This is a genomic window from Mycobacterium sp. 852013-50091_SCH5140682 (assembly GCF_001665685.1).
In the GTDB taxonomy this organism is placed as follows: Bacteria; Actinomycetota; Actinomycetes; order Mycobacteriales; family Mycobacteriaceae; genus Mycobacterium.
Genome location: NZ_LZTB01000055.1, coordinates 37,609 through 47,897 on the forward strand (window position 1 = coordinate 37,609; position 10,289 = coordinate 47,897).

The 10,289-nt window shown below is 70.4% G+C and carries 9 protein-coding genes; 5 read left to right on the forward strand and 4 right to left on the reverse strand.

The window, feature by feature from the left end:
• Window position 1: 1 nt before the first annotated feature.
• A complete protein-coding gene (locus tag A5784_RS16640) occupies window positions 2–3,325 on the reverse strand; it encodes an ATP-binding protein (RefSeq protein ID WP_064946015.1) in 3,324 nt (1,107 codons plus the stop codon).
• A 13-nt stretch (window positions 3,326–3,338) separates the two neighbouring features.
• Window positions 3,339–4,598 (reverse strand): serine--tRNA ligase, encoded by a 1,260-nt coding sequence (serS, locus tag A5784_RS16645; RefSeq protein WP_064946024.1) that lies wholly within the window; start codon window positions 4,596–4,598, stop codon window positions 3,339–3,341.
• A 136-nt stretch (window positions 4,599–4,734) separates the two neighbouring features.
• Between serS and A5784_RS16650 the strand changes: the two genes are divergently transcribed.
• Genes A5784_RS16650 through A5784_RS16660 form a run of 3 tightly spaced genes read left to right on the forward strand, consistent with a single transcriptional unit; the run spans window position 4,735 to window position 6,773 of the window.
• Window positions 4,735–6,171, forward strand: a complete 1,437-nt coding sequence (locus tag A5784_RS16650) for a septum formation family protein (protein ID WP_064946016.1) — start codon at window positions 4,735–4,737, stop codon at window positions 6,169–6,171.
• 3 nt (window positions 6,172–6,174) lie between these two features.
• A complete protein-coding gene (locus A5784_RS16655; RefSeq protein ID WP_064946017.1) occupies window positions 6,175–6,525 on the forward strand; it encodes a metallopeptidase family protein in 351 nt (116 codons plus the stop codon).
• Window positions 6,526–6,584: 59 nt separating this feature from the next.
• The gene (locus tag A5784_RS16660; RefSeq protein ID WP_064946018.1) at window positions 6,585–6,773 is read left to right on the forward strand and encodes a hypothetical protein; all 189 of its coding nucleotides are present in this window, start codon (window positions 6,585–6,587) and stop codon (window positions 6,771–6,773) included.
• A 5-nt stretch (window positions 6,774–6,778) separates the two neighbouring features.
• Here the strand turns inward: A5784_RS16660 and A5784_RS16665 are convergent, their stop codons facing one another.
• On the reverse strand, window positions 6,779–7,465 hold the full coding sequence (locus A5784_RS16665; RefSeq protein WP_064946019.1) for a histidine phosphatase family protein: 687 nt from the start codon (window positions 7,463–7,465) through the stop codon (window positions 6,779–6,781).
• Window positions 7,462–8,388, reverse strand: a complete 927-nt coding sequence (gene pheA, locus A5784_RS16670; protein WP_064946020.1) for a prephenate dehydratase — start codon at window positions 8,386–8,388, stop codon at window positions 7,462–7,464. The genes A5784_RS16665 and pheA overlap by 4 nt, the downstream gene beginning before the upstream one ends.
• A 128-nt stretch (window positions 8,389–8,516) precedes the next feature.
• On the opposite strand from pheA, the gene A5784_RS16675 reads away from it, so the two are divergent.
• Together A5784_RS16675 and A5784_RS16680 are read left to right on the forward strand one after the other, a co-directional pair.
• Entirely contained in the window at window positions 8,517–9,299 is a 783-nt protein-coding gene (locus A5784_RS16675; protein ID WP_064946021.1) for a DUF2470 domain-containing protein, read from the forward strand.
• Between the two features lie 33 nt (window positions 9,300–9,332).
• Window positions 9,333–10,097 (forward strand): CPBP family intramembrane glutamic endopeptidase, encoded by a 765-nt coding sequence (locus tag A5784_RS16680; RefSeq protein WP_064946022.1) that lies wholly within the window; start codon window positions 9,333–9,335, stop codon window positions 10,095–10,097.
• The last annotated feature ends 192 nt before the right edge of the window (window positions 10,098–10,289 follow it).

The window sequence follows — 10,289 nt, forward strand, 5'->3', positions numbered from 1 at the left end:
GTCAGTCGATGAAGCGCCGGGCCTCGGCCGCAAGCCGGTCGCGCAATGCGGTGGCGGATCGGCGGTAGGCGCGGGCTTCCTCCGGTCGACCCAGCGCGTCGGCGGCCGCGGCGAGGGCGTCGTCGACCGGGCCGACCATCAACCCGTCGACGCCGAGCCCGGCGATCCGGCCCGAGTACGGCTCCAGTTCCGCTGCCCGCGCGCGGATTTCGTCGACGTCGCCCAGCGCCACCGCCGCATTGACGCGCAGCACGGTGAACGGCAGCCAGAAATAGGCCCGCTCGATGGGCCCGCGGTCCTGCCACAGCCGTCGGGCTTCGTCCTCGCGATCGCGCGCCACGAGCGCCAGCACCGCCGCATCCAGCGCGGCGACCGACACTTCCCGGTAGAAGAACACCAGTTCGTCGGCCAGCAGACCGAGGTCGCCGAGGCAGAACTCACCGGTCACGCGGCCCACCATCGCCAGCTTGGCCCCGTTGGCGGCACCGTTCTCCACCATGCGTGCCGCCAGGTCGGTGTAGGCACTGACCGCCTCGTCCAGGCGCCCCGCCAACAGGTGCATCCGGGCGCGGAACAGGCCGAGCACCCCGAGCAGGTGGACCAGCTGGCCCGTACCGGCGCGCGCCACGGCGAGGTCGACGTGCCGTTTCGCGGCCACCAGATCACAGCGATTCCCGGCCGCCAGCGACAGCAGCCAGTGCGCGACCGCTTGATAGTCGGCCTGTTCGGCGGCTTCCGCGGTCCGTAGCAGTTCGGCGGCAATCGATTCGCGCTCGGCGTCGAGGTCGGGCCCCAGCGAGCAGTAGGCCCGGACGTTGAGCGCCGTGCAGAGCAGCCGCCCCGAGTTCTGCGGCTGCTCGGCGTAGACGCGGCGCGCCAGGTCGAGGAGTTCCGTGCTGGCCGCCAACGCCCCGTCCGGGTCGGTGCCCTCCAGTTCCACGAACAGCGCCTTGAGCAGCTTGATCCGGTCGACCGTGCTGACCTCGCCCGCCAGCGTCCGGCGCAGCCTGCCGATCATCTGTTCGTCGGACTCGTCGTACTCGCGGTCGCGCCACACCAACGGGGTGTCCCATGCGGTGAGGACGCGCACGGTCAGGTCGTCGCGCGACTTGTCGGACAGCAGCTGTAGCGCGGCCTTCAGCTCCACGCGCGCCGCGACCGCGTCGCCCGACTGGGCCAGCGCGGAGATCAGCCCACAGCGGACGTCGATCTCGCGCTCCACGGCCTCATGGTCGGGCTGCAACCGGCGGCTCGCGGCAAGTTCGAGCATGTGCACGGCCGCGCGCCACTGCCGGGCCGCCTCGGCGTGGGCCCCGACCGAATCCGCCTCAGTGGCCGCTTCGGTCGCGAAAGTTGCGGCAGCCAAGGCGGTTTGAGCGGTCGCAGCCGCGACGGCGTGGTGCGCCAGAGCGGCCGGATCGGCCGAGCGGCCAGGCGCGGTGAGCAGATCCAATGCGGCGGCGTGCAACCGGGAGCGCCGCAGTTTCGAGGTGTCTTCGTAGAGCGTGTCGCGTACCAGAGCGTGGGCGAACCGCAGCCGGCCCGGGACGGGCTCGTCGAGCAGACCGAGCAGCACGGCCGGTTCCAGCGCGTCGAGCAGGTCGTCGGGGTCGCCGCGGCCGAGTTCGGCGAGCAGGTCGACGTCGATGTCACGGCCGAGCACAGCAGCTTGGCGCAGCGCCGTCACCGTCGGGCCAGGCAACCGGGCGAGCCTGCGGCGCAACACATCTCGAACCCCTACCGGCACCGAGGCCCGCACCGCGTCCGTCCCCTCGGCGGCCATCAGCCGGGCCAGCTCCCGGACGAACAACGGGTTGCCGTCGGTGCGTTCACGCAGCAGACGCAGGGCTTCTCCGCTGACGGCGGCCAGTCCGCAGTCGGCGGCCAGCGTGGCCGTCGCCGCGGCGTCCAGCCCGCCCAGGATGAGATGCGCCGCGGTGTGGACCGCCAGCGCCGCGCGCGCCACCTGCAGTTCGCCGCGATCCTCCGACGGGCGATAGGTGCCGATCACCAGCACCCGGCACCCCTTGATCCGGTCGGTCACCAACCGCAACAGTTCCAGCGTCAAACCGTCGGTGCGGTGCAGGTCGTCGAGCACGACAGCCAGCGGCTGGCCGTCGGCGACCCCGCTCACCACATCGGCAACGGCCTGCCCCAACCAGAACGTGCCCGCCTCGGTCGCCGCGCCGTCGTGCAGCAGCGGAGCCAGCACGTGCCGGTCGTCCAAATGCACAGCGGGGTCGACCAATTCGCGCAGCACCTCGGTCCACGCCCAGCCTGCCGGGGCCCCGTCGACCTCGGGGCAGCGGCCGTGCACCGTGCGCCATCCCGCTGCCCGCAACCGCGCCGCCGCGGCCTCTGCCAGGGTGGTCTTGCCCGAGCCCGCTTCGCCGCCGATCCACAGCACCGCGCGCTCGCCTGCCGCAACGGCCCGCGCAGCGTCATCGATGGCCGCCAGCTCCTCAGCGCGGCCGTAGGCCGACCGGTCCGGCCGGTCGGGTGCCGCGAACTGCGGCGCCGGCTGCGGGCGCGGCTGCGGGCGCGGCTGCGGGCGCGACGGTTCCAGATGCTCGGCGTGGCGCAGGATGTCGCGCTCGAGATCGCGCAACGCCCGGCCCGGCTCCAGCCCCAACTCGTCGACCAGATGTTCGCGGGTGCGCCGCAGCGCCTCCAGCGCGTCGGTCTGGCGTCCGGCCCGGTACAGCGCGGTGGCCAGCACCGCGGCGGCGCTCTCGCGCCCCGGGCAATCACCGACATGTCGTTCCAGCGCCGCGATGGCGGTGCCGTACCGGCCGAGCTCGACCAAGGCGGCGGCGTGAGTTTCGACCGCGGCCAGCCGCAGTTCGGTCAGCCGCGCCATCTCCGGTGCGGCCCACAGCGCGTCGCCCACGCCCGCGAACGGATCGCCCGCCCAGTCGGCCAATGCCTCGTCGAGCAGGTCCACGCGTTGCTGCGGGTCCGATTCTTCATAGGCGGCAGTGACTTTCGCCTCGAACCGCCACGAGTCGACGGCGTCGACCGGCAGCCGTAGGCAGTATCCCGGCGCGGCGCTCACCAGCACGCTGGCCGGCGCGCGCCGCTGCCGGCCCGGTTCGAGGGCACGCCGCAGATGCGAGACGTAGACCTGCAGGGCCGACAACGCCTTGGGCGGCGGTTCGCCCTCCCAGAGATCGTCGATGAGCCGGTCGACGGAGACTGTGTGGCCGTGCGCCGTGACCAACCGGGCCAGCAGTGCGCGCTGCAGCCGTGCCCCGAGATCGACCGGTGCGTCGCCGACCCAGGCTTGTACCGGGCCGAGCACGCTCACCCGCACCACCGCAGTCATGGCCGCGGTGTGACTACTTCACCGGCTCCAGAACCGCGGTACCGACGAACGGCACCAGGGCTTCGGGAACCCGCACGCTGCCGTCGGGCTGCTGGTGGTTCTCCAGGATCGCCACGAGCCAGCGGGTGGTGGCCAGCGTCCCGTTGAGGGTGGCGGCGATCTGCGGCTTGCCGTTCTCGTCGCGGTACCGCGTGGACAGGCGCCGCGCCTGGAACGTCGTGCAGTTGGACGTCGAGGTGAGCTCCCGGTAGGTCTGCTGGGTGGGGACCCACGCCTCGCAGTCGTACTTGCGTGCCGCGGACGAGCCCAGATCACCTGCGGCGACGTCGATCACGCGGTAGGGCACACCGATGGCGGCCAGCATCTGGCGCTGCCAGCCCAGCAGCCGCTGATGCTCGGCTTCGGCGTCCTCGGGCTTGCAGTAGACGAAGCCTTCGACCTTGTCGAACTGATGCACCCGGATGATGCCGCGGGTGTCCTTGCCGTAGCTGCCTGCCTCGCGTCGGAAGCACGACGACCAGCCGGCGTAGCGCCGCGGCCCGGCCGACAGATCGAGGATCTCGTCGGAGTGATAGCCCGCCAGCGGCACCTCGGACGTGCCGACCAGGTAGAGGTCATCGGCCTCCAGCCGGTACACCTCCTCGGCGTGCGCACCGAGGAAACCGGTGCCTGCCATCACCTCTGGGCGCACCAGAACAGGCGGGATCATCAGCGTGAACCCGTTGGCCACCGCCAGCTGGGCGGCCAGCTGCAGCAGGCCGAGCTGCAGCAATGCGCCGTGCCCGGTGAGGAAGTAGAACCGCGAGCCCGAGACCTTGGCGCCGCGTTCCATGTCGATGAGGCCGAGGGCCTCGCCGAGTTCCAGATGGTCCTTGGGGTTCTCGATGGCCCGGGGTTCGCCGACCGTGTCGAGCAAGACGAAATCGTCCTCGCCGCCGGCCGGAACACCGTCGATGACGACGTTGGCGATCGCCATGTGCGCCGCGGTGAAGGCCGTGTCGGCGTCGGCCTGTGCCGCCTCGGCCGCTTTCACCTGCTCGGCCAGATCCTTGGCCTTCTCCAGCAGGGCCGGGCGTTCCTCCGGGGAGGCCTTGCCGACCAGCTTGCTGGCGGCCTTCTGTTCGGCGCGCAGATTGTCGGCGGCCGAGACTGCCGCCCGCCGGGAGGCGTCTGCTTGCAGCAGCGCGTCAACGAGGGCGGGATCCTCCCCGCGGGCCCGTTGCGACGCGCGAACGATGTCCGGATTCTCGCGCAGCAGCTTGAGGTCGATCACGGGCGCAACCATACTTTTCGACAGCGCCGGGCGTGCATCCGAGGTGGCTGATGGGTGGTCTGGTAGCCGTCGGCCAGCACAACCACATAACGTTACAACTGCATCACTTGTCACATGGCCTGACACGCCTGTCACAATGGACGCGATGTTGGAGGCACCCGAGCAAGACGATCTGCTCCCCTACCGGACCGACGATGATCGGAAGTGGGGGAAGTGGTGGAACAGTTTGCACGCCGCGTCGGCGCGGCGTGTGCTGTTGCTGACGGCGCTGGGTGGCCTTCTGATCGCCGGCCTGATCACGGCGTTCTCGCACGGCACGGGCTCTGAGACGGGGCTCAGCGCAGGCTCGATCTCGCTGGGACCCCGCGGCAACGACACGTTCGATCACGTCAAGCCCGGCGACTGCCTCAACTGGCCGGGCACCAACCCCGACGCCGCTCACATCGTGGCCTGCAAGGACGAGCACCGCTTCGAGGTCGCCGAGTCCATCGACATGAAGACCTTCCCCGGCACCGAGTACGGCCCCAACGCCGCGCCGCCGTCGAAGGAACGCGTCGCCCAGATCAGCCAGGAGCAGTGCACGCCTGCGCTGCGGTCCTACCTCGGTCCCAAGTTCGACCCGAACGGCAAGTTCACCATCGGCCTGCTGTGGTCCGGTGAAAAGGCCTGGAAGCAATCCGGTGAGCGACGCATGCTGTGCGGCCTGCAGTTGCTCGGTCCCGGCGACACCCAGCTGCCGTTCCGCGGCAACGTCGCCGATATCGACCAGTCGAAGGTGTGGGCCGCCGGAACCTGCCTTGGCATCGACCCTGCCACCAACCAGCCCACCGATGTTCCGGTCGACTGCGCGGCACCGCACGCCATGGAGGTCACCGGCGCGGTGAACCTGGCCGAGAAGTTCCCCGGCGGCCTGCCTGCGGACCCCGATCAGGACTCGTTCATCAAGGACACCTGCACCAAGCTGACCGACGCCTACCTCGCGCCGGTGCAGCTGCGCGCCACCACGCTGGCGCTGAGCTACAGCACCATCTCGCTGCCCAGCTGGTCTGCAGGCAGCCACCAGGTGTCGTGCAACATCGGCGCCACCCTCGGCAACGGCGGCTGGTCGACCCTGGTGAACAGCGCGAAGGGCCAGCTGCTGATCAACGGGCAGCCGCCCGTCGCACCGCCGGACATTCCCGAGGAGCGGCTCAACTTCCCGGCCATCCCCATGCCCGATACCCCGTCATCCTCTGGCTCGCAGTCGTCGGGCTCCCAGTCGGGGTCGTCGTCGAGCTCTGGGTCGTCCTCCGGCTCGTCAGGCTCGTCGAGTTCGTCGTCTGGTTCCTCGTCCTCGGGCAACCAGACCCAGCACATGCCGCAGCCGCCGGCCTCCAGCACGGCCGCACCGGCACCGGCGTCGAACACCAACCCGCCGCCTCCTGCCGCACCGCCCGCGGGCGAACAGCCCGCACCGGCACCGGCGGCTCCCGCCGGCGAGGCACCGCCACCGGCTCCCGCGGGCGATCAGCCCGCCCCCGGGCCTGCACCCGGACCCGCGCCCGAGATTCCGCCCGCGCCGCCGGGACCGTGACCCGTGGCCGCGCGGATGCGCCCGCAACGGTTTGACGAGCTGGTTTCCGACGCGCTGGACCTGATCCCACCGCAGCTGGCGGCCGCGATCGACAACGTCGTGGTGCTGGTCGAGGACCGCAACCCCGACGAGCCCGACATCCTCGGCCTGTACCAGGGCATCGCCCTCACCGAACGGGACTCCTGGTACGCAGGCTCACTGCCGGACACCATCACGATCTACCGCGACGCGATCCTGGACATCTGCAGCAGCGAGGACGAGGTCGTCGACGAGGTGGCGATCACGGTGATCCACGAGATCGCGCATCATTTCGGGATTGATGACGAGAGGCTCCACCAACTGGGTTGGGACTGATCCGCAGACGACCCGCGCGGCAACCCGGCGGTGTCGGCCCACGGTGATATGAACAGGCCATGAGCATCCAGTGCCGAGATTGTCTGGCCGGGCTGGAGCACTGCCACGGCACGGTCATCCACCACGTCCGCTACCGCGCGGAGTGCACCGACGGCGACTGCACCACACCGGAATCCGCACACGCCTTCAGCATCGACTGCGAGTCCGTCGGCTGCCCCTGCGGCCGCGACATCGCGTTGGCGATCTAGCCCGTTCAGCCCATCGGGTCGGGTGCGCGCAGCGCCTCTTCGACAGGGCGCACAGCCGGTTCGGGGTAGAACGGCGGCGTCAGCTGGGCCCACTGCACGCAGCTCCACCGGCCCTCGGTGACGGGTGCGAGGACTACGGACTCGGTGTTGCCCAGGTGATGGTCGAGCGCGAATCCGCCGTCGACGCCTGCGAGCACCGCGGCCACCAGCCGGATGGCCGCGCCGTGGCTGACCAGGACGATGTCGCCGGTGAAGGCGTCGTCGTCGAGGTAGCGCAGCCGCAGCTGGGTGAGCACGGGAACGTAGCGGTCAAGTACGTCGCTGGCGCTCTCCCCGCCGGGCATGGCCAGGTTCAGCTCGCCTCGATGCCAGCGCTGGTAGATGCCGTTGAACTCGGCGATCGCCGCGTCGTCGTTGCGGTTCTCCAGCTCGCCGACCTGGACCTCGTGGACGCCCTCGAACTCGTGGGGTGAGAGCCCTACCTCGCCCGCGATGCCTGCCGCGGTCTGGGCGGCCCGGCGGGCCACCGAGTGGGCGACGATGTGCGGGCGGTTACCGAGCGCCCCGGCGAACTGCCGGGCCTGGTCGCGGCCGAGGTCGGTGAGCTCTGCGCCGGGCGGACGGGTGTCCAGACGCCGATCGACGTTGCCCAGGGACTGGCCGTGCCGGACGAGTATCAGCCGTCCGCTCATGCCGTTCCTCCACGCAGCCGCGTCAGCCACTGCGACGCCTCGTCGAGTTGCGGGGGCAGCGCGCCCGCCGCCGATCCAGTCGGCCAGGAACCCAGATATCGCACATCTGAACAACGACGGAAGAGCGCTTTGAGTGCCTCGGCCACCGAATCGTCGTCGATGTGCCCGACGCAGTCGAGGAAGAACATGTACGTGCCCAACTCTGTTCTGGTGGGACGAGATTCGATGCGGGTGAGGTCGATGTCGCGGATCGAGAGTTCGGTCATCGCGGCGACGAGCGCCCCTGGCACGTTGTCGAGTCGCAGCACCACCGAGGTCCGGTCGGCGCCCGTCGCGGGTGGCGGCGGGCCGGGCTGTCCGGCGAGCACGAACCGGGTGCGGGCGTTGGCCTCGTCGACGACACGGTCGGCCAGCACGTCGAGCCCGCAGCGCTGCGCGGCCAGCCGGGTGCTCACGCCTGCGTCGACGCGGCCTTCGGCGACGTCGTGTGCGGCGGCCGCGTTCGAGGTGGTCGGGACCACCTCGGCGTCGGGGAGGTTGGCCGCCAGCCAGCGTCGCACCTGCGCCAGGGCAACCGGGAATGCGGCGACGGTCCGGACCGGGCCGGTGTGACCCGGGCGGGTGACGATGGTGAAGGCGACGTCGAGGGTGAATTCGGCGTAGATCTGCAACGGGCTGCCCGCCGCGAGGCTGTCCATGGTTTGCAGCACCGAACCCTCGATGGAGTTCTCGATCGGGACACACGCGTAGTCGGCCGCGCCGTCGCGCACTGCTGCCAGCGCACCGGGTGTGGTGTCGGTCAGCACGGGCGTGAACTCGGCCGTGCCGTCCGGCCTGCCCGGGATCAGTCCTGCGGTCACCATCTGCAGTAACGCCGCTTCGGTGAAGGTTCCTTCGGGGCCGAGGTAGGCGATGCGCAGCACGTTGCCAACCCTATCGGTTCGGCACAGGTGCCCCCGCTGGGCGAAAGGGAAGGGTTGCACTTTCGCGACGCCCAGTTAAGTTAGGCTTACCTCACTAACACTGACATGTAACGACGAAAGGCGGCGAGATGGCCACAGCGGCACCGACGACAGCTGAACGAATCCGCAGCGCCTGCGCACGAGGCGGGGGCGCCATGCTGGCCGTCGAGGGCATCGAACCGGTCGCGTCGCCCGTGCATCACCTGCTCGATGACGGTTCGTTCGCCATCACCGTGCCTGCCGGCGGTCCGGTGAGCTCCCTGCTGGAGTCCTCCGGCGCGGCAGGCGTGCAAGCCGTCCTCGAGCTCACCGACTATGCGCCGCTGCCCCTGCGCGAACCCGTTCGCTCACTGGTGTGGGTCCGCGGCCGGCTGCAGCAGGTGCCTGCCGAGACCGTCGCACCCCTGTTGGACCTCATCGCCACGCAGGACCCGAATCCCGCTCTGCTGCAGGTGAACACCGGGCCCGAGACAGCCGACGACAGCTATACGTTGCTGCGGCTGGAGATCGAGTCCGTGGTGGTGGCCGACTCGACCGGTGCCGAGTCGGTCGCACTGGGCGCGCTCCTGCAGGCCCGCCCAGACCCGTTCTGCGCGATGGAATCCTGCTGGTTGCAGCACATGGAAGCGGCACACCGCGACGTCGTCGAGCGCCTGGCCACCCGGCTGCCGATGGCCCTGCGCCAGGGCCGGGTGCGGCCGCTGGGCCTGGACCGCTACGGCGTACAACTGCGCGTCGAGAACGCCGACGGCGACCACGACGTGCGGCTGCCGTTCGCCAAGCCGGTCGACGACGTCACCGGCCTGAACCAGGCAATCCGGATCCTCATGGGCTGCCCGTTCCTCAACGGATTGCGCGCCCGGCGCGTCTGACCCCTCGCGGGGACGACGGCTACCGTTGCTCCGGTGACCGCGGCCCCGTCCACCGACCCGCAGCAGCGCCGCGGCCTGCGCATCGAGATCGCCGTCGTCCTGGCGGTGACGTTCGGACTCAGCGCCTACACCGCGCTGCTGAAGCTCACCGAGGGCGTCCTGCTCGGGCTGTCCGGCCAGAAGATCACCCTCAACCCCAAGCGCTCCCCGTTCGACCTCATCGACCTCGGCCTGCACCTGGCCGGCATCGTGCAGCTGCTGGCCTGGGGTGCGCTGGCGCTGTATCTGCTGTGGCGCAGCGGTTACAGTCCGCGATCGATCGGCCTCGGCCGGCCGCGGTGGCGCGCCGACGGGCTCGGCGGGCTCGGGTTGGCCGCGCTGATCGGCCTTCCCGGGCTGGCGCTGTACGCCGCCGCGCGGCTGCTGGGCCTGTCCGCGACCGTGGAACCGGCCGAGCTCTACGACACCTGGTGGCGCATACCCGTGCTGATCGGCGCGGCGTTCGCCAACGGCTGGGCCGAAGAGATCATCGTGGTGGGGTTCCTGCTGACGCGGCTGCGCCAGCTCGACATCAGCCCGGGCCGTGCCCTGGTCATCTCCAGCCTGCTGCGTGGCGCCTACCACCTCTACCAGGGCTACAGCGCCGGAGTCGGCAATGTCGTCATGGGCCTGGTCTTCGGATACGCCTGGCAGCGCACGGGCCGGCTCTGGCCGCTGATCATCGCGCACACCATCATCGACACCGTGGCGTTCGTCGGTTACGCACTCGCCGCACGCCATCTGGGCTGGTTGCAGTAACCGAAGGCGTCCGGCACGTACATTTTTTCTGTGGACGACAACCGGCACCCGCCCCCACGGCCCCGCCGTGAGCCGTCGCAGGTGATCCGGCGCGATCCACACCATCGCCCGAACTGGCCACCCAATCCACCCCCGTCGCAGCAGCGGCAACCCTGTCTCTTATACACATCTGACGCTGCCGACGATCGCATA